This is a genomic window from Paenibacillus piri (assembly GCF_004354045.1).
In the GTDB taxonomy this organism is placed as follows: Bacteria; Bacillota; Bacilli; order Paenibacillales; family NBRC-103111; genus Paenibacillus_S; species Paenibacillus_S piri.
Map to the genome: position 1 here is coordinate 732,458 of NZ_SMRT01000001.1, position 23,847 is coordinate 756,304.

The 23,847-nt window shown below is 51.1% G+C and carries 24 protein-coding genes; 17 read left to right on the forward strand and 7 right to left on the reverse strand.

Annotated features, from left to right (window positions below):
* Positions 1-70 precede the first annotated feature (70 nt).
* The 6 genes from E1757_RS03135 (at position 71) to sufB (ending at position 6,119) form a co-directional block, all read left to right on the forward strand.
* The gene (locus tag E1757_RS03135; RefSeq protein ID WP_133225346.1) at positions 71-655 is read left to right on the forward strand and encodes a DUF1802 family protein; all 585 of its coding nucleotides are present in this window, start codon (positions 71-73) and stop codon (positions 653-655) included.
* A 194-nt stretch (positions 656-849) separates the two neighbouring features.
* Positions 850-1,680 carry a Fe-S cluster assembly ATPase SufC gene (gene sufC / locus E1757_RS03140; protein WP_133225347.1) on the forward strand — a complete coding sequence of 277 codons (831 nt, stop codon included), beginning with the start codon at positions 850-852 and terminating at the stop codon, positions 1,678-1,680.
* 26 nt (positions 1,681-1,706) lie between these two features.
* Complete coding sequence (gene sufD / locus E1757_RS03145; RefSeq protein ID WP_133225348.1) at positions 1,707-3,020, forward strand: Fe-S cluster assembly protein SufD; 1,314 nt, start codon at positions 1,707-1,709, stop codon at positions 3,018-3,020.
* A complete protein-coding gene (locus tag E1757_RS03150; RefSeq protein WP_133225349.1) occupies positions 3,017-4,243 on the forward strand; it encodes a cysteine desulfurase in 1,227 nt (408 codons plus the stop codon). The genes sufD and E1757_RS03150 overlap by 4 nt, the downstream gene beginning before the upstream one ends.
* Complete coding sequence (sufU, locus tag E1757_RS03155) at positions 4,230-4,652, forward strand: Fe-S cluster assembly sulfur transfer protein SufU (protein WP_133225350.1); 423 nt, start codon at positions 4,230-4,232, stop codon at positions 4,650-4,652. Before E1757_RS03150 ends, sufU begins: the two co-directional genes overlap by 14 nt.
* 69 nt (positions 4,653-4,721) lie before the next feature.
* A complete protein-coding gene (gene sufB, locus E1757_RS03160) occupies positions 4,722-6,119 on the forward strand; it encodes a Fe-S cluster assembly protein SufB (RefSeq protein ID WP_133225351.1) in 1,398 nt (465 codons plus the stop codon).
* A 467-nt stretch (positions 6,120-6,586) separates the two neighbouring features.
* Here the strand turns inward: sufB and E1757_RS03165 are convergent, their stop codons facing one another.
* On the reverse strand, positions 6,587-6,910 hold the full coding sequence (locus tag E1757_RS03165; RefSeq protein WP_133225352.1) for a DUF2642 domain-containing protein: 324 nt from the start codon (positions 6,908-6,910) through the stop codon (positions 6,587-6,589).
* A 495-nt stretch (positions 6,911-7,405) separates the two neighbouring features.
* Between E1757_RS03165 and E1757_RS03170 the strand changes: the two genes are divergently transcribed.
* Entirely contained in the window at positions 7,406-7,630 is a 225-nt protein-coding gene (locus E1757_RS03170; protein WP_133225353.1) for a hypothetical protein, read from the forward strand.
* Positions 7,631-8,073: 443 nt separating this feature from the next.
* On the opposite strand, the gene E1757_RS03175 is transcribed toward E1757_RS03170, so the two are convergent.
* On the reverse strand, positions 8,074-8,502 hold the full coding sequence (locus tag E1757_RS03175) for a DUF2935 domain-containing protein (protein ID WP_133225354.1): 429 nt from the start codon (positions 8,500-8,502) through the stop codon (positions 8,074-8,076).
* A gap of 281 nt (positions 8,503-8,783) precedes the next feature.
* Between E1757_RS03175 and E1757_RS03180 the strand changes: the two genes are divergently transcribed.
* The gene (locus tag E1757_RS03180) at positions 8,784-9,929 is read left to right on the forward strand and encodes a C40 family peptidase (protein WP_133225355.1); all 1,146 of its coding nucleotides are present in this window, start codon (positions 8,784-8,786) and stop codon (positions 9,927-9,929) included.
* Between the two features lie 120 nt (positions 9,930-10,049).
* On the opposite strand, the gene E1757_RS03185 is transcribed toward E1757_RS03180, so the two are convergent.
* The 3 genes from E1757_RS03185 to E1757_RS03195 all read right to left on the reverse strand — a co-directional run bounded on the left by E1757_RS03185 (position 10,050) and on the right by E1757_RS03195 (position 13,153).
* A complete protein-coding gene (locus E1757_RS03185; RefSeq protein ID WP_133225356.1) occupies positions 10,050-11,105 on the reverse strand; it encodes an HD-GYP domain-containing protein in 1,056 nt (351 codons plus the stop codon).
* Between the two features lie 156 nt (positions 11,106-11,261).
* Positions 11,262-12,407 carry a ThiF family adenylyltransferase gene (locus E1757_RS03190; protein WP_133225357.1) on the reverse strand — a complete coding sequence of 382 codons (1,146 nt, stop codon included), beginning with the start codon at positions 12,405-12,407 and terminating at the stop codon, positions 11,262-11,264.
* Positions 12,408-12,463: 56 nt separating this feature from the next.
* On the reverse strand, positions 12,464-13,153 hold the full coding sequence (locus E1757_RS03195; RefSeq protein WP_133225358.1) for a molybdenum cofactor biosynthesis protein: 690 nt from the start codon (positions 13,151-13,153) through the stop codon (positions 12,464-12,466).
* A 273-nt stretch (positions 13,154-13,426) separates the two neighbouring features.
* On the opposite strand from E1757_RS03195, the gene E1757_RS03200 reads away from it, so the two are divergent.
* Positions 13,427-13,885 (forward strand): molybdopterin-binding protein, encoded by a 459-nt coding sequence (locus E1757_RS03200; RefSeq protein ID WP_133225359.1) that lies wholly within the window; start codon positions 13,427-13,429, stop codon positions 13,883-13,885.
* Positions 13,886-14,035: 150 nt separating this feature from the next.
* Entirely contained in the window at positions 14,036-15,538 is a 1,503-nt protein-coding gene (locus tag E1757_RS03205) for a bifunctional metallophosphatase/5'-nucleotidase (protein ID WP_133225360.1), read from the forward strand.
* 112 nt (positions 15,539-15,650) lie between these two features.
* Here the strand turns inward: E1757_RS03205 and E1757_RS03210 are convergent, their stop codons facing one another.
* Positions 15,651-16,463: an undecaprenyl-diphosphate phosphatase gene (locus E1757_RS03210; RefSeq protein WP_133225361.1), complete on the reverse strand. Its 813-nt coding sequence runs from the start codon at positions 16,461-16,463 to the stop codon at positions 15,651-15,653.
* Between the two features lie 301 nt (positions 16,464-16,764).
* On the opposite strand from E1757_RS03210, the gene E1757_RS03215 reads away from it, so the two are divergent.
* The 7 genes from E1757_RS03215 (at position 16,765) to E1757_RS03245 (ending at position 22,942) form a co-directional block, all read left to right on the forward strand.
* The gene (locus E1757_RS03215; RefSeq protein ID WP_133225362.1) at positions 16,765-17,868 is read left to right on the forward strand and encodes an HD-GYP domain-containing protein; all 1,104 of its coding nucleotides are present in this window, start codon (positions 16,765-16,767) and stop codon (positions 17,866-17,868) included.
* Between the two features lie 175 nt (positions 17,869-18,043).
* Positions 18,044-19,180 carry a radical SAM/CxCxxxxC motif protein YfkAB gene (yfkAB, locus tag E1757_RS03220; protein WP_133225363.1) on the forward strand — a complete coding sequence of 379 codons (1,137 nt, stop codon included), beginning with the start codon at positions 18,044-18,046 and terminating at the stop codon, positions 19,178-19,180.
* A 94-nt stretch (positions 19,181-19,274) separates the two neighbouring features.
* Entirely contained in the window at positions 19,275-20,624 is a 1,350-nt protein-coding gene (locus E1757_RS03225; protein ID WP_133225364.1) for a hemolysin family protein, read from the forward strand.
* A gap of 16 nt (positions 20,625-20,640) precedes the next feature.
* Entirely contained in the window at positions 20,641-21,684 is a 1,044-nt protein-coding gene (ytvI, locus tag E1757_RS03230) for a sporulation integral membrane protein YtvI (protein ID WP_133225365.1), read from the forward strand.
* 155 nt (positions 21,685-21,839) lie between these two features.
* A complete protein-coding gene (locus tag E1757_RS03235; protein ID WP_133225366.1) occupies positions 21,840-22,058 on the forward strand; it encodes a spore coat associated protein CotJA in 219 nt (72 codons plus the stop codon).
* Positions 22,027-22,329, forward strand: coding sequence for a spore coat protein CotJB (locus E1757_RS03240; protein WP_133225367.1), 303 nt, complete (start codon positions 22,027-22,029; stop codon positions 22,327-22,329). The genes E1757_RS03235 and E1757_RS03240 overlap by 32 nt, the downstream gene beginning before the upstream one ends.
* A gap of 43 nt (positions 22,330-22,372) precedes the next feature.
* Positions 22,373-22,942, forward strand: a complete 570-nt coding sequence (locus E1757_RS03245; protein WP_133225368.1) for a manganese catalase family protein — start codon at positions 22,373-22,375, stop codon at positions 22,940-22,942.
* Positions 22,943-23,001: 59 nt separating this feature from the next.
* On the opposite strand, the gene E1757_RS03250 is transcribed toward E1757_RS03245, so the two are convergent.
* Positions 23,002-23,721: a hypothetical protein gene (locus E1757_RS03250; protein ID WP_133225369.1), complete on the reverse strand. Its 720-nt coding sequence runs from the start codon at positions 23,719-23,721 to the stop codon at positions 23,002-23,004.
* Positions 23,722-23,847: the final 126 nt, after the last annotated feature.

The following is a 23,847-nucleotide window of genomic DNA, read 5'->3' on the forward strand; positions in this document are numbered from 1 at the left end:
TGTTTTATGCTTGCCAACAGTTGTATTGTATTGATTTGTTCATGTTACTGCAGAAAGGAAGTAATTACGGATGAAACATAATTTATCGAAACCGGCAGCTTTAAAAGAATGGGCCGTCGCCATTGAAGCGCTGCGGAGCGGCCGGCAAATCATCCTGATGCGCAAGGGCGGCATCCGTGAGGAGACGAAAGATTTTCAAGTGGAAAGCGAAAGCTTTTACCTGTTTCCAACCTATGAGCATCAGAACATGCGATTGATCAAGCCCGAATTTGAACATCGTCTGGACGAGACTCTGAACGGCTGGAGTATCCAGGATACGGAAGTTACGATCCGCTGCTACGCGAAGCTTGCGGAAGACATACTAATACATGACGAGGAGCAGCTGGCCAAGCTTGGCGGGCTGCATATTTGGACGGACTCATTCGCCGGGGAACGGTTAAAATGGAAACGGGCCAATCCGTTGCACGTGCTGCTGCTGCGGGTGTACGAGCTGGATACTCCGGTGCGGCTGCCGATTGTTCCTTCGTATACCGGATGCAAATCTTGGATACAACTGGAAAGTGATGCGTTGGCTCAAGCAAGCCGCAGTCCGGTGCTGGACGAACGAGCATTTGCCGCCGCAGCCGGGACGGTCAGACAAGCGTTGGGAGCTTGAAATCGGCTTGAATTAATAGCGGTGAGAGAGAGGAACGGCATCCCTTTGTGAAAATAGACATTTAGGGCTTTATTGATTTTGCCCGGTAAGATATAATATATTAACATTGAGAATCATTGATAATCAGTTTAGAATGATTATTAGGTAATAATCACACTTTGTAAAAAGCATTTCAAAATATGGAGGAAGAAAACATGGCGAATAAACCAGAATTTATTATAGACGGTTTAAAGGCGACTGTCGAAGGCAAAGAAATTTTGAAAGGTCTCAGCTTGAAAATTAAGGGCGGCGAGGTTCATGCCATCATGGGACCGAACGGAACGGGGAAAAGTACGCTGGCATCGACGATTATGGGACATCCTAAGTATGAAGTGACGGAAGGTTCCATTTCGTTGAACGGCGAGGACGTGCTGGACATGGCGGTTGACGAAAGAGGGAGAGCCGGATTGTTTCTGGCTATGCAATATCCTAGCGAAATTACCGGCGTAACGAATGCCGACTTTTTGCGCAGCGCGATCAATGCGCGCCGCGGCGAAGGCAATGAAATTTCGCTGATTAAGTTCATCCGTCTGATGGAAGCCAAAATGAAAGAGCTGGAAATGAACCCCGAGTTCATGCACCGTTATTTGAACGAAGGCTTTTCCGGCGGGGAGAAGAAGCGCAACGAAATTTTGCAAATGCTGCTGCTTGAGCCGAGCCTCGTCATTTTGGATGAAATCGACTCCGGTCTCGATATCGACGCTCTCCGTATCGTGGCGACAGGCGTCAATGCGATGCGTACCGAGGACCGCGGCTTCCTGATCATCACGCATTACCAGCGTTTGCTTAATTATATCAAGCCCGACTTCGTTCATGTCATGATGCAGGGCCGTATCGTCAAATCCGGAGGTCCCGAGCTGTCCGAACGTCTTGAAAACGAAGGCTACGACTGGATTAAAGAGGAGCTTGGAATCGACGATGAAACCGTAGGCGGACAAGACGAAGAGTTCAAGGTTCCGATGAATACGACAGCACCGAGATATTAATGACAACCGAACTGGAGGAATAATTCATGAGTACAAACACCATTCTTCCCATCGATCGTCAAACCATCGTGGAGCTGTCGAAATCGAGACGTGAGCCTGAATGGATGACCCATCTGCGCGCGGAAGCGTTGGAGCTGGCCGGATCGTTGGAATTGCCGAAATTGGAAAAAACGCGGATTGACCGTTGGAATCTTCGTTCCTTCGGAGCTTATAAAGCAGAGGCGGCTTTGTCAACGCTTGAGCAGCTGCCGGAAACGGCCAAAGCGCTGCTGCAAACCGAAAGCCAGGGGCAGACCGACAACCTGCTCGTGCAAAAAAATTCGAGCATTGTATATCACAGCGTGTCGGAGGCACTGACGAAGCAGGGCGTTATTTTCACCAGCCTGGAGGATGCGCTTGTTCACCACGGCGACCTTGTACAAAGCCATTTCATGAACGTCATCGGCAAGGACGAGAATCAGCTGACAGCCCTGCATACCGCATTGTGGAGCGGCGGCGTATTCTTATACGTGCCTAAGAACGTGCAGGTTGAATTGCCGGTTCAGGCGCTGTTTTTGACTGACGATGCGGAAGCGAGCTTCTCGCCGCATATATTAATAGTAGCCGAGCAGCATGCTTCGGTAACGTATGTCGACAATTTTGTCTCCGAGGGCGATTTGCAAAGTCTGGTGCAGAACGGAATCGTCGAGATTGTCGTAAAAGCCGGAGCTACCGTCAACTTTGCCTCGGTTCACAACCTGAACGCAACCGTTACGGATTTAAGCTACCGCCGCGCGTCGGTCGATCAGGATGCGACGATCAACTGGGTTATCGGCGAAATGAACTACGGCAACGTCATGTCCGATACGACATCCGTGCTGAAAGGCAACGGCTCCAATTCCGATGCCAAAATCATTTGCGTCGGAACCGGCGAGCAAAAGCTGAACGTAACGACGCGTGCGGTTCACTTCGGCAAAGCCTCGACGAGCGGCATGATTACGCGCGCGGTCATGCGCGACGAGTCGACTGCGATCATCAACGGCATTACGAAGATCGAGAAGGGCGCTACCGGTGCGAACGGCGAGCAAACGGAGAAGGTTCTGATGCTGAGCCCGAAAGCGCGCGGCGACGCCAATCCGATACTGCTGATCGACGAAGACGATGTGAAAGCCGGGCATGCAGCGAGCGTAGGCCAAGTAAATCCGGAGCAAATCTATTATTTGATGTCCCGCGGGATTTCAAAAGAAGAAGCGCAGCGGTTGGTTATTTACGGATTCCTGGCTCCCGTCGTCTCGGAAATTCCGATGGAGAAGGTGCAGGCTCAACTGCAAAGCTTCGTGGAAAGGAAGCTCGGACAATGAATACTAAAGAGATCCGCCAATTGTTCCCTATTCTTCACCAAGAAGTAAACGGACATCCATTAGTGTATTTGGACTCGGCGGCGACCTCTCAAAAGCCGGTGTCCGTTATTGAAGCGGTCAAGCATTATTACGAGCGGGATAACTCCAACGTTCACCGCGGCGTGCATACGCTCGGCTCGCGGGCAACGGACGCTTACGAAGGCGCGCGCGAGAAATTGGTACGGTTTCTGAACGCCGGATCGGCGGAAGAAGTTATATTCACCCGCGGCACAACATCCGCACTGAATCTGGTCGCTACCGGGTACGCCCGGTCGGTTTGCCGGGAAGGCGATGAAATCGTCATTACGCCGATGGAGCATCACAGCAACCTCATTCCATGGCAGCAGGCGGCCAAGGCTACCGGCGCTGTCTTGAAATATATTCCTCTCCAGGAAGACGGTACGATCCGTCTTGAGGATGTGGAGCAGACGATAACGGAAAGAACCAAAATTGTATCCGTCACTTATGTATCCAATGTGCTGGGCGTCGTCAATCCGGTTAAAGAAATCGCCGCGATCGCCCAACGCAAAGGCGCCAAGATGGTCGTGGACGGCGCGCAGAGCACGCCGCACCTGAAGGTCGACGTGCAGGATCTGGATTGCGACTTTTATACCCTGTCCGGGCATAAAATGTGCGGTCCGACCGGAATCGGCGCTTTATACGGCAAAAGAGCGCTGCTGGAGGAGATGGACCCGATCGAATACGGCGGCGAAATGATCGACCATGTCGATTTATACGACTCCACCTGGAAAGATTTGCCTTGGAAATTCGAAGGCGGCACGCCGATTATTGCAGGAGCGGTCGGTTTGGGAGCGGCGATCGATTTTCTCGAAAGCATCGGGCTGGACGAAATTGACCGACATGAAAAGCGGATCACCGCTTATGCCTTGGAGCGGATGAGCGACATTAAAGATTTGAACGTGTACGGACCGCGCAGCGACCGAGCCGGACTTATAACATTTAATCTGGGAGACGTGCATCCGCATGACGTCGCAACCGTGCTGGATGCCGAAGGCATCGCAATACGGGCCGGCCATCACTGCTGCCAGCCGCTGATGCGTTGGCTGCAAGTATCGGCTACGGCGAGAGCCAGCTTTTATTTGTACAATACCGAAGAGGATGTCGACCGCTTGATTGCTTCGCTAATTAAAACAAAGGAGTATTTCGGCCATGCAATTGGATGATTTGTACCGTCGCGTCATTATGGATCATTACAAAACGCCCCGAAATCGCGGCACCTTTGAGAACGAAGCGGTAACTGTCGATCTGAACAATCCGACCTGCGGCGACAAAATTCAGCTGCAGATGCAGATTGAGGACGGCAAGGTAAGAGCTGCCAAGTTCACAGGCGAGGGCTGCTCGATCAGCATGTCCTCCGCTTCCATGATGACGGATGCCGTGAAGGGCAAAACGCTTGACGAAGCGCTCGAGATGGCCGAGAAGTTTTCCAGCTTGATGAAGGGCGAGCCGGTTGAATTCGAATATGAAGATATTGAGGCTCTATCAGGCGTGAACAAATTCCCGGCAAGGATCAAGTGCGCTACGCTGGCATGGAACGCATTGCGCAAAGGGATCGAACAGACGAACAAATAAGCAGGGTTTGCTGATTGCTAACCGAATCATGTACAGGTTTGAACAAAAATTAGTAGGAGGTTGAAGAAGATGGCGAAGAAAATGCCGGAAATGGAAGCTTATAAATACGGGTTCCGCGACGAGCACAAGGCGATTTTTCAAACCGGAAAAGGCTTGAACCGCGAAATCGTCACCGAAATTTCCAGAATGAAGAACGAGCCCGACTGGATGCTGGACTTCCGTCTGAAATCGCTCGAGCAGTTCGAGAAGATGGCTATGCCGCGTTGGGGCGGCAATCTGGACGATCTCGATTTCAATGATATTCAATATTATGTGAAGCCGTCCGAAAAGCAAGGGAAAACATGGGAAGAGGTTCCGACCGAGATTAAAGAAACATTCGATAAGCTCGGCATTCCCGAGGCTGAACAAAAGTTTTTGGCCGGCGTATCCGCGCAGTACGAGTCCGAGGTTGTTTACCACAGCATGCAAAAGGAGCTTGAGGAGCAGGGCGTTATCTTCACCGATACCGACACGGCGCTTCGCGAATATCCCGAACTGTTCCGTGAATATTTCGGCACGGTCGTTCCTCCGAGCGATAACAAGTTCGCCGCTTTGAACAGCGCGGTTTGGTCGGGCGGCAGCTTCATCTATGTACCGAAAGGCGTGAAGGTGGAAGTTCCGCTGCAGGCCTACTTCCGGATCAATTCGGAAAATATGGGTCAGTTCGAGCGTACGTTGATCATCACCGATGAAGACAGCTTCGTTCATTATGTTGAAGGCTGCACGGCGCCGATTTACAGCACCAACTCGCTGCACAGCGCCGTCGTTGAAATTATTTGTAAAAAGAACTCCCGCGCCCGTTATACGACGATTCAAAACTGGGCTCCGAACATTTATAATCTGGTCACCAAGCGCGCCGTTGCCGAAGAAAATGCGACCATGGAATGGGTCGACGGCAACATCGGCTCCAAGCTGACCATGAAGTACCCCGCGGTTGTCCTGAAAGGCCGCGGAGCGAAAGGCATGGTATTATCCATCGCCGTAGCCGGCCGCGGACAGCACCAGGATGCGGGCGCCAAAATGACTCACCTGGCCCCGGACACGACATCGACTATCGTTTCCAAGTCGATCAGCAAGCACGGCGGTAAAGTAACATACCGCGGTTTGGCTTCGTTCGGACGCAACTCCCAGGGCTCCAAAGCGAATATCAAATGCGATACGCTGATCATGGATAAGGAATCGACGTCCGATACGATTCCGTATAATGAAATCATGAACGATAACATTACCTTGGAGCATGAAGCTACCGTATCCAAAGTTTCCGAGGATCAGCTGTTCTATCTGATGAGCCGCGGCCTGACGGAAGCGGAAGCGACGCAAATGATCGTCATGGGCTTCATCGAGCCGTTCACGAAAGAACTGCCGATGGAATATGCCGTTGAGATGAATCGCTTGATCAAATTCGAGATGGAAGGCAGTATCGGTTAAAGCTCCAAAACCCTTGCTGCAACAAGGGTTTCGGAGTTTCCATACAACACTGTTTGGCTGAGGAGTTGCGCAAAGCATCCGGTCTGCCACGGGAATAGTTCAGGAAAATTTTCCTCAGCAGGCGAATTTATAAACACGATGAAAGATTAGATGGCAGAGCGAATTCCGAATGGATGGCCGCGCAGCCGGTACCGGATTGGAAGTCTACACCATCAACAAATCATTCAATAAAGCAAACTTCTTAACCCGGAAAGATTTTATCGCTTATGATAAAATCCAAACGTTTGAAGTAAAAGAATATACGCCTGAGCCACAATGCAAACGGCCCTCTTTCCTTCGGGATTGAGGGCTTTTTTTTGACTTGCTATTGAACTATCGTTCCCGGTTAGTTGCATACAGCAGGTCATCGATGGTCATTTCTTTTGACGGCATCATCTTTATGATGAATTCCAGCTCACGTTCATTGCTTATTTCTCTTCTGCTTTTTCAAAATAAACGATTTCACATAATCGAATGTGATGCTTTTTTCCATGAACTACAAGAGCTACGTGATCAATGAAAACATCATCCAGAGTACCTACCAATTTGCCGACAGTCGTCGTGATGACAATCATTAACCCTATGTGTTGGATTAAATGCTCAGTAAATTTGGGTTCCACAGCTGTCGTGTACATAACATTTTTCGGTAATACCAGAGTTTCCTTTCGCTGTACGTCTTCATTTCGATAATATTGCTGAGCCGGGAATGAAGCATAGGCTTGCGGATAGCCATAGTACACAAATCTATTCATGTGCTGCATACTCCTTTGTCATAAATTGAAAAACTTATCTATAACATATGACAAATACCTATGTGGTGTTCAATGAATAATACTGGAAACATTATCCTGCATGTTAGCTCAATGAAGGGTGTTCCTAAACGCAGAGATCCGCGACCATCGTCCTAGTAAGGCATGATTTAACCACTCTTTCCTTCGGGATTAAGGCTTTTTTTTATTTGGGTCAGAATGCCAAATAGACGGCTCAATGAATGTTACCGTCTCATTCAGCAGTTAGAAAAGAGGGAGGGGTCAGTTGGGGAGATATATGTTCCTTACATAAGCCCGATTTTCTTTAAACGTCGCTCTCTTTCCTTTTGGATTGAGGGCTTTTTTTCGTATGAGTAAGAAGGCAATGAGATTATTTTATACACTTTAGGCAATCACCGTGTTTCGTATAGATACCTCCCCATAGACTGTTGTCGTAAGCATATTTGCAAAACAATATTCCAAAGGAGAGATCTGTGAATGCCTCATCATCCAATGCCTGTTTATTCCCAAGACCACGCGACCTACATTAAACAAATGCACGATTGGCATATGAAAATGCATCATTATCATGACCATTTAAAAGCTTATCATTTGGAAAAAGCAAAACATTTTCAAGGTCTGATGGGAGGGGCTACTACTCATGGAACCCCTCGCCCGGAAGATGCGGTTGAGGGAAGTACATCACATGGGGTCCGACACTGATCTAGAAAAGCTTCGATTGAGATTGTGGGATCGCTTCCTATCCATCCGTGCTGTCCACGGTGAAACGATTTCTTTTGATCAGTTTTGGTATGAATTTCTCGTCAGGTATTCTTCAGCGGACCCGACACCAGATTCATACGAGGCTATATGTGGGGAATTAGAAAAACGGCTCAATTAGAATGATGGTTAGGAGAAATAAATTCGTATGTATTAATAAAACGGTTGAGTGTCCAACGATTTGCTGCTAATACCCCATTTCTCGCGGTTGTCCCAATTCCTCAGATACGTTCATCGGGATGATTCCAGTCTGGGCCAATTGATGCTCAAGCTGGAATTTTTCACCGCCGCTGTAGTGTTCGAACGAAACTTTCTGTTACGCCCCCCAATTTTTCGATTTATGGCGGTTCTCATATAAGTAAGTCGCGCGGCAATCTAGTCGTCACTCAAAATCCATGGGATAGAAAAGCTTCGGAAATGCCGATGAAATATTCCGACTCCCTTCGGATATGATTCAGCACGGTAATCACCGTAGGGTTCGTTCGAATCGGCTCGCTCTCTGTGGCCAGTTGATTCAACAGAAGAATGAACTGTTGGCTCTGCTTGTCGGAGAGGCGCACTAACTCCATGATCCGCTGCTTGAGCTCATCTCCGACCTGATCCCCTGAACGAACGACGGCCTCGATATATTGCACAAAGTTCCCGTGCATACGGGCGAAAGCTTGTTCCCATTCCTGCAGCACATCGGCGAACGGCTTCTCCAAATTCGGTACCAGCGCGCGAATAACTTCTGTATGCTCGCTCTCCTGCAATTTCCAGAATTCGCCTTCATCGAGAATACGCAGCGGCATTTTATGATCGTAATAAAACTGCATCCGACTCTTCCTTCCTTAATATAAATTTTCACTAATGGAGTCTATGACCGACCCGGTGAAAAAATAACTTTGCCCGGCTTCATCAAGTACCTGTCGCCCGGGTGTGGCCTCACACCCAGTTCTATAACACCGATAGGACGGTCATTATCATCAGCTGCTAGCCATTCAAGTTTAAGTGGGGATGGAAGCGGCTTTTACTGTTCGGGTGCATAGCGGCGCCTTTGTTTCCTCATCCTAATAGGGTTGAATTGAATTTCACGGATGGAGAAAGGGAAGCCATTATGATTCGTTTAGCACGGACCGTTATTTTCACCAGTTTATTTGTTGTTGTGATCGCGGCAAGCGGCTGTGGCGGGAACGGGATGCGGCAGCAGGCTCAGACCTCGTCAGGTCCCGTTTCAGTGAACGGAAGCGCCATGAAGGGTATAGGGAGCAACGACGGTATAACGGCGCTTAAAACCGCGCAGGGCCATTCTGAGCAGGCGGTAATCGGGACGGTCAGCTTTGATGGCAAGCCGTACGTGCCCGGCGGCGAATTGGCCCGTGTGCTCCAATTTCAAACGCGCTGGGAAGCGAAGGAGCGTCTGTTCAAAATGGGCGATTACGATGCGGCGTTTGAGTGGAAGGCGGATGTTCCCGAAGTCAGGAACGGCGACGAACCCATTCAGCTGCCCGAGGCTCCGATTATCCGCAATGCTCTGGTTTATATTCCGGTTAGCGCTCTATTCGTGCTTCAGGACGATATGAGCTATTCGGTTACGGAGAAGGAGCTGATCATTGAGCCCGCTTCCGGTACGGTCAATGAACCGATGAATGGCCCCGCTGAGCCGGGCACGGGCGGGGAAAATGATTTTGCGGACGATCCGGACGATCCGCTTCGGGAAGCAGTGGACAGCGAGGCTGATGCCGGCGGCGTTCGAGCGTCAGCGGACGGACCGTACGCCGCCGGCTGGAATGAAGATTATGCGCCGAGCGACGAAGCGACGACATCTGCGTTACCGGCCGCGGTGCGCCGGAATACCGATATGCTGGCTATTCTCCGCAAGGCTAAAGCATATCTGGGAGTAGGCTATTCATTCGCAGCCCCTCCTTATCCGAGCTCAAGCCGGTTTGACAGCTCGTCGTACCCGCAATATGTATTCAACCGCCATGGCATAACGCTGCAATCCTCGGCTCGAGGACAAGCTGCCCAAGGGACATCCGTCAGCAGAAAAAAACTGCGCAAGGGCGATTTATTGTTTTTCAATGTGCCGGGCCGTTACAGAACGAACCGAACCGTTGGGCACGTGGGGATCTATATGGGCAATAACCGGATGATTCACGCGGCTCCCCGACCGGTCAACGGGGTACAAATGACAAACATCAATAACGCGTATTGGGAAAAAACTTTTCTGTTTGCAAGACGGATCCCCATTTGGAAAGATTGAGCGTAAGGAAGTTTTTCCCGGCTAGACAAAGAGCCGCTCCACGAAGGGACGGCTCTTTGTCTTATAATTGCCCGGCCGGCACATACCCGGAATATTTGGGTGCGAGACGGCTTCGCGGCATTATTGATAAATTTCCATAATTTCCAGCTCGGGCTGCTCGGCCAGGTTAACAAACCGGTTCTCGATTTGCACAAGCGGCTTGAAGAAATCCGACGGATGCGTCATGACGACGAACCCGGTTTCACCCGAGGACAGCGTGATCTTCTTCCCGATGAAGTTGGGAACCATATTCCGGATAAACACTTGCGTTACTTTTCCGTCAAGCTGTCCAAAGCTAAGCCGGTTCAGCTCCTTCAGCACCAGGAGCATGTCCTGCTTTTTTTGATACGCACGGTTGGAAATCATTGCGCTGTATACGTCGGCGACGGCCACAATTCTTGCGTAAGGATGAATGTCGTCACCGCGCAGCTGCGACGGATATCCGCTGCCGTCCATCCGTTCATGATGCTGCAATGCGGCCAAAGCTATCGCTTCATCAATGCCTGACGCCTTCACGAGCTCGTAGCCGTACTTCGCATGCCGCTTTACTTCTTCAAATTCTTCATCGGTCAAACGGTCCGGTTTGTTTAATATTTGATCGGAAATGCGGCTCTTCCCGATATCATGCAAATAACCGGCCTTACTTATCGTAAGCGCTTCCTTTTCAGAATATCCAAGCCATTTGGCCATATAATAGGAGAGCATCCCGACATGAACGCAATGCTGGTACGTATAGTCATTTTGCGAATTCAAGGTTAACAGCAGCGAGACGACATCATTTTCCTCCTTCAAGTGATCCGTCAACGGGCTTAGCGCGCTCTCCACATGCGATTCATCGATGAAGCCGTTTTGCCCGATTTCGTAAAAGAACATTTTCATCGTATCGACGGCATGACTGAAGGAAACAACCGGATCTTCCTTAATTTCCCGGATTGTTCCCGGGCTCTCCTGCTCCTCGGGCACGGCGCCGTCGTAACGCAGCATAATATCGACATAGTCGATGTTATGCCGGTGAAGCTTCTCAATATCTTCGCCATTCAGGACCGTATGGGCCGAAACGACAAGCAGTCCGTTCCAGTTGAACACATCGGAACCGGTCCGGTCGCCGACATGCAATTCCATGACAGAAATTTTCATATTATGCTATTCACCCCGGGCTTCAAATAGGTTGTACGGATTAGGTGCTTAATTCCAAGGACTCATTTATTCATATCATTAAATTTATCAAGAATACCGTATTATGGCAATATGAAAATAATGAAGCCTTTCATATACCCGGGGTGAATGCTTGCTCTACATGCCGATATAGCGGCTGTAAAGGCTTTTTGCGGTAACGGGGTCGTCCGTACCCTGTACCAGCAGGCGGCCATCGGGGAATAAGACTAAAGTAACGGTTTCATCGAGATGCAGCTTCAACAAAAACGGATTCGATTCTATAGTACCCAGCGGCCTCCATCTTTCCGCCCACTCGGCCAGGTCGAATACGGCCCGGTGAACCGGCTGGATTTGCACGGAGTTGCGGCCGCACATCGTTTGGATTGTATCGTCGGCCGCTTCCTGATCGAGATAATCGTACTGGCCTTGACCGCATGCGGGACAATCCGATCTGCGTGCTTTGCTGACATCAACCGCCGAATGTTGATTGTACCATAAGTCCCAATGAACCATTTTGCGGTTCAGCTGTTCCTTTGCACCCACCAGCAGCTTGAACGCCTCGGTCGATTGATGCGAGGCGACGGTATGAATGATCGGACCGATTACGCCGGCCGTATCGCAGGTTTCGGTCGTGCCCTGGGCAGGCGCTTGTCCGAACAGGCACCGCAAGCACGGCGTTACGCCGGGGATGACGGTCAAGGATACGCCGCGCGAACTGACCGCCCCGCCGTATATCCAAGGAATGCCCAGCTTCTGGCTAACATCGTTGATCAGGAAGCGAACGCTGAAATTATCCGTGCCGTCGAGGATCAGATCGACGCCGGATAGCAGTTCCTCGGCATTGGTCGGGTTCAGGTCGCATACGACAGGTTCGAGCTCGACGAGCGAGTTCGCCTGCTTCAGCCGGTCCGCCGCAGCGATCGCTTTCGGCGCAGATGCGGTCGCATCCGCTTCGTCGTAAAGCATTTGGCGCTGCAGATTGCTGGCCTCGACAAAATCGCGGTCGATCAGCCGGACGAAGCCGACGCCGGCCCGCACCATATGATTGGCCAGCACAGTTCCTAGCGCCCCCATCCCGACAATCGCCACACGGGATTGGATCAGCTTGGCCTGGCCCTGCTCGCCGATCGGAGCGAACAGCAGCTGCCGCGAGTAACGGGCTGCCGAAAAAGCCGTTGGAGCGTCGGTTGAAACGGGGCTGTTAAGTACAAGGGGCTCGTTAGGCTCGTTGGAACCTTTTGATCGGTAAGTCTGTATAGACCCGCTATCGGTTTCGATATTCATGATGTCAATGTCTCCTTATTTGCAGATTAAATGCGGCGGGCGGTGCGGCCCGCTGCCTATGTTAAAGGATTCCAAGGTCCCTGCTGGTGGCCTTTCCATTCGGAGCCGTCCTCCCAAATTTCTTTTTTCCAAATCGGCACGATTTGCTTCAACCGTTCAATTGCGTGCCGGCTGGCCTCATAAACCGCATCACGGTGCGGTGCGGAAACGGCGATGACGACGCTGATTTCGCCGATATTGACGCGGCCGAGCCGGTGGGTCACCGCACAAAGGGCGCCATCCCAGCGTTCGCCGATCTCCTGGATGATTTGCTGCATCGTTTTGAGCGCCATCGGCTCGTAAGCTTCGTAGTCCAAAAGGACGGTGCGCTTGCCATGGGTCCATTCGCGGGTCGTTCCGATAAACGTCAGCGCCGCGCCGTTGTTCGGATGCATCACCTTGGCACTGACGGCCTCTGCCGAGATCGCCTCCCGGGTAATTTCCGCAAGCTGCGGCTGCCCGCCGGAAACGGGCGGAATGACCGCGATCTCGTCGCCAATCCCGATCGGCAGGTCGTCCTCGGCGTAGCTCTGATTTACAGCGACGAAAGCATGCCTAAGCGCCGCGGCCGCCTGCGGGTAGCAAGCCATCAACCGTTCCTTTAAAAGCGCCGGCGTCAGCGGATCCGTCTGCTCCCAATCGAGCTCAACCAACGGGCCGCCCAATTGCTCAGCGAGTCCGGCGAATACGTATATGTGCAGCTTCATTCAAGATCACCCCAGTATCGGACTACGGTCCGGAGTTTAATTATATAAGTTGAACTGATGGGTTTTCGTTTCATTGAAAAAGATTTATTCCACAGCAACGATTGTGAAAGGATGCTAAGAAATGCTGCAATTGTACATTCCTGAATACGCAGCGAAGCCAAAGCTTCACTTTGCCGGGCTATTTAAGCATACCATAACTTGACGGGTTAATGGTATAATAAGGGTTACTTGAAAAGGATGAAGCAGGTTAAGTCGGGCGATGGAGGTTTAGCGATGAAAATTAGCATATGGGATGAAGCGATCGGGAATGCGCAGTTATCGACGGAGGAATTGAAGCAGGCGGCGCCGCTGCATGTGACTTTGGAGGACCGGGTGCCGGGTGTGGAGGGTCGGGCATTCGATGTAAAAGCTTGGTACCGCGCGCAGAGACGGCAGCGTTCGCCGGAGGAAAACGGAGGCGAGCCTCTTTTTATGACCGTGGAGGCGGTCGATGAATTTCAGGCGACGATCCCATGGGATGAGCTGGATCAAGCTGTTTTCTTGTATGAGCAGAACGGCGCTCCATTGCAGAAGGGATTCCCGATTCGGCTGTACGTCCCGGATGGCAGCAGCGAATGCCTGAACGTGAAGAGCGTCGTGTCGATCCGATTCGGCTACCGGCATCCCGTTGAGAAAGCGACTTACGGCTTCAAAAACGAAGTGTCGATTGAAGAGCTTAAGCTGAAAAAATAGAAGGGCTGGAAGTCCGATGAATAAGAAGCGGGAAGGGGAACGTTCTGAAATTTATCGGACCTCCGAAGAAAATTAATGAACCTGGCAGGATACAATATACGGGATAAACGCCGTTAACGGCTTGATACATATAGAAGGAGGGTGGCTGAAATGACTTCACCGCAGGTGCGGCTGCGGATCCTTCACACGAATGATCTTCACAGCCATTTTGAACAGATGCCGCCCATTGCCTCCGCCTTCCGAGAGCTTCGCGCCGCAGCAGGCGCAGAGCATACGCTTACGCTGGATATTGGCGACCACCTCGACCGCATGCGGCCGGAAACGGAAGGCAGCTGCGGCTCGGCGAACAGGGCCGTCATGATCGAAACCGGCTACGAGGCGGTGACGATCGGCAATAATGAAGGGCTGACCTTTACGCCGCATGAGCTGGAGGCGCTATACGGCTCCGATGTCAGCTTTAAAGTATTGTGCAGCAATTTGCTCGATGCGGAAACCGGCCGGGTGCCGTCATGGGGTGTGCCGTATCACATTGTCGAAAAAGCCGGCATACGCATCGGTTTGATCGGTGTAACGGCCTATTTCACGGAATTTTACCGGTTGCTGGGCTGGGCCATTCAAGAACCAGTTGCGGTGACGGCCCAACTGGTCCGCGAGCTGCGCCCCCGGACGGATCTCGTTATCGTGCTGTCCCATCTGGGGCTGCGCAACGACGAAAGGATGGCCGCCGACATCCCGGGCATCGATCTTATCCTCGGAGGGCATACGCATCATTTGCTGGAAAAGCCGCTGCGCATCGGCAGCACCATGATTTGCGCCGCCGGCAAATACGGTCAATATTACGGTGTCGTGGATGTGCGGATGGACGCATTGACACGCAAGCCCGTTGCAATGGAAGGCTATGTCCGGCAGGTACATAACGGAGCATGGGCTGAAGCGGACACCGCCGACAGCGCAGACGCCGCCAAAACCGCAGATGCCGCTCCAGATGATGATCGGGTGTCGGCTATCATCAGGCGCTACAAAGCGAGCTCCGATCAAGTGCTGATGCGCGAGGTCGCTTATTTGCAGGAGCCGTTGCCGGCCGAATGGTATTCGGAAGCTCCGCTTGGCAACCTGCTTGCCGCCGGCTTGCGGAAGCGGGTAGGCGGGGACTTGGCGCTTGTCAATGCCGGCCAGTTTTTGAGCGGACTGGCGCAAGGCCCGGTCTCGGCCGGCCGGCTACTGGAAATATGCCCGTCTCCGATCAATCCGTGCCGGATGGTGCTTGCCGGAGAGCATATATTGCAAGCGCTGGAGCAGTCATTGCTGCCTGAATTTATGGAAAAGCCGCTGCTCGGCTTCGGCTTTCGCGGCAAAGTGCTCGGCATGCTCAATATCGACGGCCTGCAGGTCGAATACGATAGCGCTGCCCCGGCCTACTCAAAAATTAGCCGGGCGTGGCTCGGCGACGAGCTTCTGACCGCCGACAAACACTACAACGTCGCTACCATTGACATGTTCACGTTCGGCGTCGGCTACCCGTCGCTGTCCAAAGGCGAACAGGTGCAATATTTTCTTCCCGAGTTTATCCGCGACATATTGCGGCTGGAGCTTCAGGATACGCAGGCGATCGAGCAGAGCCGCAGCCGGCGGTGGCACTCCGCATCGTCCTGAGGAGGAAACGACCGCGGGAAACCGATCGATGAAGCGTACAACCGGAATAAGGAAAAGGCCGTTCGGCAATTTACCGGGCGGCCTTTTCCTGTTTGGCGGGCTGAACGTTTTTTTAGAAAATGAAATAAATCGCGAATAAAATGGCAACTGCAAAACGGTAATATGCAAAATAAGTAAGCTTCATTGTGGATACCAGCTTGATAAAGGTGACGACCGCGAGCAGAGCGACAATGAACGATACGATAAATCCGACTGCAAAAAAGCCGACTATGTCCATCGTAAACATATGGTACGACTTTAGCAGCGACAGTCCGGACGCCGCGAACATGAGAGGCACCGCCATGATGAAGGTGAAGTCTGCGGAAGCGCCCCGGCTGACGCCTGTCAGCATACCGCCTGCAATGGTTGCACCCGAACGGGAAAAGCCCGGCCATACGACCGCCAATATTTGATAGAGGCCGATGTAAAACGCCTGCTTGTACGAAATATCGTCCAGCTCGACAGCCGTCTTCGGCGTCGTCGATTTTTCGGCGATGATCAGCAATATTCCCCCGACGATCAGGCTGAGCACTACGGTTTTCGGACTGAACAAATATTTGTCGACCCAATGGTTCAACAATAATCCGGCTATCCCCGCCGGCAAAATACCGATTAAAATATGGATGAGATTCAGCTGCTTTTTGCCGGTCCGCTCAGGGTCTTTTTGCAGACCGAACAGTCGGAGAATTCGTTTCCAGTACAGCACGACGATCGCCATGATGGCGCCCAACTGGATGACGACTTCAAAAACTTTCAGCATCTCATTCTCTTCAGGAATACCGAGCAGAGCTTGCGTTAAAATCATATGGCCCGTCGAAGAAACAGGCAAAAATTCGGTAAGCCCTTCTACAATACCCAGGATGATCGAAACCCAATAACTTAGCATAAAAGCCTCCTACTTTTTTTGTACAAACCTATTTTATTTTAGCTCGTATTGAAAAGCCGTACAACTGTTAGTTTTAGCTTTACGCAATCTTCAAGCACGATGGACATCCGAAGGCGCTTTTTATCCGTAAAACTCGCGTTCCGTATATCGCGCAGCGCAGCGTGAACCGTCTTGTTTTTGTCAGAGGGTTTAAAAAAATTGTCGAATTATGGAATTTACTTATTGCTCTTTTCAAATGAATCCAGTACATTTATGCTTAGGTAACTCTCAACTTCCGATGAAAGAAGACGTGGTTGCACATATGCGTTTGCTGCCTTTGAACATGGTTCGACCCGGGATGAAGCTGGGGAAGAGAATATACAACGAAGAAGGAACGGTTCTTCTCGGGGAACAAGTCGAATTGACGCAAATGCTGATTAATCGGTTGGGCAAACACGGAATCGATTTTATCTACATTGCCGATCCTCGCACGGATGATATAGAAATTCCGGACATGTTGAGCGACGGGACGAGACTGCGGGCCATTTCGGAAGTGCGCACCGCTTTCCGCAAGCTGATGGATGATTCAGCCAAGCGAAAGTCGGTCGGCTTTGTGCAGCTGGGTAGGGTGTTTCGCGACGTCATGAGTCTGATTATCGACGATTTGAGCGGCCATGGTGATGCGATGATCATGCTGACCAATATAAGCGTCATGGATGATTATTTGTACCAGCATTCGTTGAACGTATGCATGTATACAACAATGCTGGGGATGGCTTACGGTTACAACCGTGAAGAGCTGATGACGATTGGCCTTGGAGCGCTGCTGCATGATATCGGCAAAACGCAAATTCCGATTGAGCTGCTGCGCAAAAATGCGAAGCTGACCGAGGACGAGTTCGCCTGCATCAAGAAGCATGCCGAATACGGCTACCTGCTGTTGAAGGACGAGCCTAATATTCCGCTTCTCGCCGCGCACTGCGCGTTCCAGCATCATGAACGGCTGAACGGGAGCGGGTACCCGCGCGGACTGAAAGGCTCTGAAATCCATGACTATGCGCGCTGGATCGGGCTGGTCGATTCCTACGACGCGATGACCACGCACCGGGTATACCGCAAAGCGATGCTGCCTCATCAAGCGATGGAGGTTATATTTACCGGCACGGAATCGCTTTACGATATAAGCAAGATCGAATTGTTTCGCGATAAAATCGCGATTTATCCGATCGGGCTGACCGTTACGCTCAATACCGGGGAATCCGGAACCGTTGTCGGTTTGAACAATATCGTTCCGCAGCGGCCGATTGTACGGCTGCTGACAAATGAAGCCGGAGAAGAGATCAGCTCGCCGCAGGACGTCGATTTGTCCAGAAGGCTGTCGCTGATGATCACCGGTGTGAACGAGTCCGAAATGGTATCGTTCTGAATCATGTATATCGCCGTAATTCCATCATTCATATCGTTCAATCGCCGCCGACCGCCTGAACAGGAGGGAAGCGGCGATTTGCTTTGGCTGCGATTTCAGTTTCATTTTCATTTTTAGGCGTCATAAGCTACAATAGGTGGTAAAAATAACTTAAGAGTCAGGTGTGAAATACTAGATGATACATAAAATAAATCCCGAGGCTACAGCCATTACCCCTCAGAACGATCCGTGGGATCCGATCCGTTCGCTGCAGCGGCACGGGAAGCACGTTCTTACGAGTGTCGAGCTGACCGTGACGAATCTGTGCAATATGCGCTGCGAGCATTGTGCGGTAGGGGAAACGTTAACGATGACGGAAGGACCGCGTATCCCGCTCGCCCAGGTGATGAAACGGCTCGATCAGGTCGATCGGTTGGAGACGATCAGCATTACCGGCGGCGAGCCGAGCTTTCATGAAGCAACGGTGCGGGATTATATCGTCCCGCTGTTAAAATATGCCAGGGAGCGTGGCGTTCGCTCACAGCTGAATTCCAATTTGACGTTGGACCTGACCCGCTATGAAATGATGGCGCCCTATTTGGATGTGATGCATATTTCTTTTAATTACACATCGGCGGAAGACTTTCATCGGGTTGGCTTTGTCCGTGCGGGCCGTCCGGTTCAGCGCGAGACCTCGGAGAAGCTGTACGAGCGGATGATGGAAAATACGGCTGCGCTCAGCCGCGGCGGCATGTTCGTATCGGCCGAATCGATGATTAATTACCGTACGCACGAGCGGCTGCCGGATATACACCGGATTATCGCGGAGATGGGCTGCAGACGTCATGAGGTGCACCCGATGTATCCGAGCTCGTTTGCCGCCGACCTGCCGCTGCTCTCGCTGAACGATTTCCGCGCCTCCATCCATCGGCTGTTGGACAGCCGCGATCCCGACATCTGGATGCTGTTCGGTACGCTGCCGTTTTATGCCTGCAGCAGCCTCGAAGAGGATCGGCGTCTGCTCGGCAGGCTGCGCCGGGAGCGCAACGTTACGGTGCGCAACGATCCCGACGGCCGCAACCGTCTGAATGTGAATCTGTTCACAGGCGATGTCTATGTAACCGACTTTTCCGATGTTCCCGCCCAAGGCAGCATTCATACGGATACGCTGGAGCAGGTATTCGAAAAATGGAAGACGCATCCGCTGAACGGTTCCGTCGACTGCTATTGCCCTGCGGCCCAATGCTGCGGGCCTAATCTGCTGGTTGTCGATTCCTACTATAAGGATGTTGATTTTACGACCCGAAAAGCTGTGGAAGATTCGGCATCCTGACGGGAATCCATGGGTTCAAGCTCCGCTGAAAGGCTGATCGCGATGGCGACATATTCAAAATAGATGTCAAAAGCGAAAAGGAGTCTGAATATAATTGAATGATAGCGGCTTTAATTGGAGCTTGATCGCTCTCTACGTGTGCATTGTTTTGTTGCTTGTCCTGTTGAACGGTTTTTTCGTCGCAGCTGAATTCGCTTTGGTCAAGGTGCGACAATCCCGGCTGCAGCAGCTGCAAAACGAAGGCGTCGGCAAGGCCAAATATGCGCTGGCGGTTACGCAAAAGCTGGATGCGTACTTATCGGCCACCCAGTTGGGCATCACGCTGGCTTCGCTCGGTCTGGGCTGGGTCGGCGAACCGGCGATCTCCCATTTGATCGTAGACCCGCTGTTCCGTCTGCTACATTTGGAAACGGCCTGGTACAGCTCCGCGCTTTCCGTTTTTATCGGTTTTGTGACCATTACGTTTCTGCATATCGTATTGGGGGAGCTTGCGCCCAAATCGCTGGCGATTCAAAAATCGGAGCAAACCTCCTTGTGGCTCTCGGCGCCGCTACTCTACTTCTACAAGCTGTTTTTTCCGGCCATCTGGGTTTTGAACCATGCGGCCAACCGGCTGCTGCGGATGATCGGGGTCGAACCCGCCTCGGAGCATGAAGCGGCGCATACGGAGGAAGAAATCCGCATCCTGATGAATCAAAGCGCGAGAAGCGGCCATATCGACAAGGACGAGCTGGCGTTGTTTGAACATATATTTGAATTTTCCGACCGGGTGGCAAGGGAAATTATGCTGCCGCGGACCGATATGGACTGTTTGTTTCTGGAAAGCCCGTTCGCGGAAAATTTAAAGCTTGTTTATAGAACGAAGCATACCCGGTATCCCGTGGCGACGGAGGACAAGGATCATATTATCGGCTTCGTTCATATTACCGACCTGCTGACCGCCGATCCGGAAGAGGTTTACGATCTTGCCGATTTTTTACGTCCGGTGCTGATGGTTGCGGAGTCCGCCGAAATCAGCAACGTGCTGAGGCTGATGCAGCGGAGGCATTCGCAGCTCGCCATTGTCGTCGACGAATACGGCGGAACGGCCGGCATGCTGACGACTGACGATATACTGGAGGAAATCGTCGGAGAACTCCATGATGAATTTGACGAGTTCGAACGGCCGAGCGTCGAGAAGCGGGGCGACGTTTATTCCGTCGACGGGCGCGTGCTGCTGGAGGAATTGGACGACATGCTGTCGCTCGGCATCGTGGACGAAGACGTCGATTCGATCGGCGGCTGGCTGTTTACTCGGTTTGAGGGGATTGTATCCAAAGGTAAAAAACTGGAGTACGGCGATTTTGTATTTGAAATAACGGAGGTCCGAAGACTGCGGATTATGCGAGTGTCGATAACCCGCCGCAATCCGCAGGCGCGTCTAAGCAATTCAACGACGGAATAGAGGGGGCTGCCGGTGCATGTCAGTCAGAACGATATTCTTTTGCGCGATAGGCGTAGTACTGATTTACGGGCTGTTTACGATCGGTTTTCCTTTTCTGATGGCATTGGTGGCGGCAATTTTCCTGGAACGGCCGATCCTATGGCTGACGAAGTACGCCCGGCTAAACAGAGGACTGGCAGCAGCGGCGATATGCACATTGTTTACGGGCGCGATTCTCGGGTTTTTTTACATGGTCGGGCAGAAGATGGTTTCGGAGCTTGTCCAGTTCTGGAATAATGCGCCGGATTATTTGAACAATGCGCAGCGTTTTTTTGACGACACCTCGGAAAAGACCCGGCTGTTTTACTCCACGCTTCCGGACGGATTGGCCGAGCAGATGCAGAGCTTGGTGGAGACGGGGATCAACACGATTACGGAAAACATTAAAGATATTATCACCGCGGTATCCGGATATTTCCTCGATATTGCCAAGACGATTCCGAACCTGTTCGTCTTTTTTATCGTGTTCGTGATCGGCTTGTACTTGATTTCGTTCGGTTTGCCCGCGCTGAGCCAATCTTTTATGCAATTGTTCGAGACGAAGTCGCGGCATAAGGTGACGAGCGTGCTGCATGATTTGCGGCGCGCGCTTCTCGGCTTCGTGTTCGCCCAGCTGCTGATTAGCTTGCTTACATATATCGTTACATTGATCGGACTATTCCTGCTGCGGGTAGATTATCCGCTTGCGGTCGCATTGCTCATTATCGTCGTGGATTTGCTGCCGGTGCTGGGGGCGAGCGCGGTGCTGATTCCATGGGCGTTGTATTGCATGCTGGCGGGCAACATGTTTCTTGGTATAGGACTTCTTATTTTATTAGTGATTCTTATGCTGTTCCGCCGGCTGATCGAGCCCAAAATAATCGGGGAAGCGGTAGGAATCAACGCGTTAGCTGCGTTGGTCGGGATGTACATCGGATTCAAGCTTGTCGGCGTGATCGGGCTGATACTCGGCCCGGTGCTTATTATCGTGTACCAGGCGCTGCGCCGCGTAGGCTTGCTGCAAATGAATATTAAGCTGTGAAGCTGTGGCTGCCGGCCGGGACGTCGTCCTGGGCCGTACCGCGCTGAACAACCAAACCTGGCGGGTGTCGCCAGGTTTTTTTCATTCATAATGGACGAGATAAGCCGCTATACATAAGGATAGCGGTTCTGTTACCGAAGAAGGAGGTATTGAGTGTGTATTCTCAAGTCAAGGCGTGGTATCCCTATGTCAGTCCGTTTGATCCTTGTCCCCCGATTCGCATAAAAACATATAGTACGCCGCCTCAGCTGTATATTCCGTTTCAACCGATGAATTTGCCTCAATTCACTCCGCAGGAAGCTTTAATGAAGGGAACGCTGTGGCCGATGCTGTACAGTCCATATGAATCGAAATATCAGACCTGGAAGGAGTGAGCTTGCTTTGAAATATCAGTTGCCCGAGCATTATTATTCGATGCTGCAGGAACTGCAGGCCATTGATTTTGTATTGGTCGAACTGACTTTATATTTGGACACCCATCCGCTCGATGGCCAGGCTCTTCAGCAGTACAATCAATGCGCGCAAAAACGAATGCATCTCGCCCATCAGTTTGAAATGGAATTCGGGCCTTTGCAAAGCTACGGACGCAGCTATTCCCGGCATCCATGGCAGTGGGTGGAAACGCCTTGGCCGTGGCAGGTGTAAGTCGCGCATCCTAATATGAAACGCGAAGGGAGGAGCAAGGAGCATGTGGATTTACGAGAAAAAGCTGCAGTATCCGGTGCGCGTCTGCAAATGCGACCCGCGGATGGCAAAGCTGCTGATGGAGCAGTACGGGGGAGCGGACGGCGAGCTGGCGGCGGCGCTTCGTTATATGAACCAGCGTTATGCGATTCCCGATAAGGTGGTCGGCTTGCTGACGGATATATCGACCGAGGAATTCGCTCACCTCGAAATGATCGCGACGATGGTTTACAAGCTTACCAAGGATGCATCCATAGAGCAGCTGAAGGCTGCGGGGTTGGACGACCATTACGTTTCGCATGACCGGGCGCTGTTTTACAATAACGCTTCCGGGGTACCGTGGACCGCGGCTTATATTCAGGCAAAAGGGGATCCGATAGCCGACCTGTACGAGGATATTGCGGCGGAGGAAAAGGCGCGGGCTACATATCAGTGGCTGATTGATATGACGGACGATGTGGATTTGCAGGACAGTCTGAAATTTTTGCGGGAACGCGAGGTCGTTCATTCGCTTCGCTTCCGCGAGGCGGTCGAAATTTTGAAGTCGGAGCAGGAGGCGAAAAAGTTTTTTTAAGCTTGCAAATACGGGAAGCCCTCGTTCTTTGGAACGAGGGCTTTATTTGGGAAAAACTGTTATTTATTGGGAGCAAATTCAAGACCAACCTTTTCTTTAGCTTCCAGAAGTTTTCTTACTCCACTAATAATGAATCGTTGAGCGGAATCGTTCTCTTCTTTAAACTTTTGCAGATCACTTGGCTTCTGGTTATCCAAGTATTTTAATGCCGCGTCAAAAGCTTTATCTTTTACATAATAAGCGGTAGATAAGTCGCTGCGCGAACTAGTCAAAAGTTTTTCGACTTCCGGTGGTAAGTTTTTTGGAATAGGCAAATCATTAAATTTGGTATTGTAAGGCTTTACTGTTTTTTTAATATTTGTGGTTGCTTCATACGCATCATTAATCGTATATTTACCATTCCCTAGGTTATTAATCACTTCTGTGTATCTATCCATTACCGGCTTAATGGATTCTTCCAAAGCATAAGCTGACTTTTCGAATTCCAGTACAGCATCTTGAATTGCTTTTTTCTGATCTTCTTCGCTTACCTTCGCCTCTGTTTTGACTATACCACCAGTAGCCGGGGTAGACGAACTCACAAAAACCGATTCGGAAGGATTTTCTGTTGCCGGGGTTTTAGGTGTACCGATTATAGCAACAATAAACAAGACGAATAATGAACCGGAAAGTATAAAGTATCTTTTGTGCAACCCTCTCTTTCGAATTAGCTCTATTATTGCTCCTACTAAGCAACCAATAGATCCAAGAAAACTCATGAACCCTAGTAATGCCCACATTATTGACAACCCCAATAAATTTTCTCCATAGGCTGGAGGATTTGCTGTAGTTCTTATGATCTACTAAATCATACAATATATTTAAAAATTTGGCGATATATGTAATTGGACGAATGAATATTTGTT

Excerpts from the sequence above, each read along its gene's own strand:
- sufD (WP_133225348.1), top strand. The coding sequence starts at position 1,707 with ATGAGTACAAACACCATTCTTCCCATCGATCGTCAAACCATCGTGGAG.
- E1757_RS03240 (WP_133225367.1), top strand. The coding sequence starts at position 22,027 with ATGAATCGAAATATCAGACCTGGAAGGAGTGAGCTTGCTTTGAAATAT.
- E1757_RS03205 (WP_133225360.1), top strand. The coding sequence starts at position 14,036 with ATGACTTCACCGCAGGTGCGGCTGCGGATCCTTCACACGAATGATCTT.
- E1757_RS03250 (WP_133225369.1), bottom strand. The coding sequence starts at position 23,721 with ATGTGGGCATTACTAGGGTTCATGAGTTTTCTTGGATCTATTGGTTGC.
- sufU (WP_133225350.1), top strand. The coding sequence starts at position 4,230 with ATGCAATTGGATGATTTGTACCGTCGCGTCATTATGGATCATTACAAA.
- ytvI (WP_133225365.1), top strand. The coding sequence starts at position 20,641 with ATGTCAGTCAGAACGATATTCTTTTGCGCGATAGGCGTAGTACTGATT.
- E1757_RS03150 (WP_133225349.1), top strand. The coding sequence starts at position 3,017 with ATGAATACTAAAGAGATCCGCCAATTGTTCCCTATTCTTCACCAAGAA.
- E1757_RS03165 (WP_133225352.1), bottom strand. The coding sequence starts at position 6,910 with ATGAATAGATTTGTGTACTATGGCTATCCGCAAGCCTATGCTTCATTC.
- E1757_RS03175 (WP_133225354.1), bottom strand. The coding sequence starts at position 8,502 with ATGCAGTTTTATTACGATCATAAAATGCCGCTGCGTATTCTCGATGAA.
- E1757_RS03190 (WP_133225357.1), bottom strand. The coding sequence starts at position 12,407 with ATGAATATCGAAACCGATAGCGGGTCTATACAGACTTACCGATCAAAA.
- yfkAB (WP_133225363.1), top strand. The coding sequence starts at position 18,044 with ATGATACATAAAATAAATCCCGAGGCTACAGCCATTACCCCTCAGAAC.
- E1757_RS03245 (WP_133225368.1), top strand. The coding sequence starts at position 22,373 with ATGTGGATTTACGAGAAAAAGCTGCAGTATCCGGTGCGCGTCTGCAAA.
- E1757_RS03195 (WP_133225358.1), bottom strand. The coding sequence starts at position 13,153 with ATGAAGCTGCACATATACGTATTCGCCGGACTCGCTGAGCAATTGGGC.
- E1757_RS03180 (WP_133225355.1), top strand. The coding sequence starts at position 8,784 with ATGATTCGTTTAGCACGGACCGTTATTTTCACCAGTTTATTTGTTGTT.
- sufC (WP_133225347.1), top strand. The coding sequence starts at position 850 with ATGGCGAATAAACCAGAATTTATTATAGACGGTTTAAAGGCGACTGTC.
- E1757_RS03215 (WP_133225362.1), top strand. The coding sequence starts at position 16,765 with ATGCGTTTGCTGCCTTTGAACATGGTTCGACCCGGGATGAAGCTGGGG.
- E1757_RS03200 (WP_133225359.1), top strand. The coding sequence starts at position 13,427 with ATGAAAATTAGCATATGGGATGAAGCGATCGGGAATGCGCAGTTATCG.
- E1757_RS03135 (WP_133225346.1), top strand. The coding sequence starts at position 71 with ATGAAACATAATTTATCGAAACCGGCAGCTTTAAAAGAATGGGCCGTC.
- E1757_RS03210 (WP_133225361.1), bottom strand. The coding sequence starts at position 16,463 with ATGCTAAGTTATTGGGTTTCGATCATCCTGGGTATTGTAGAAGGGCTT.
- E1757_RS03185 (WP_133225356.1), bottom strand. The coding sequence starts at position 11,105 with ATGAAAATTTCTGTCATGGAATTGCATGTCGGCGACCGGACCGGTTCC.
- E1757_RS03170 (WP_133225353.1), top strand. The coding sequence starts at position 7,406 with ATGCCTCATCATCCAATGCCTGTTTATTCCCAAGACCACGCGACCTAC.
- sufB (WP_133225351.1), top strand. The coding sequence starts at position 4,722 with ATGGCGAAGAAAATGCCGGAAATGGAAGCTTATAAATACGGGTTCCGC.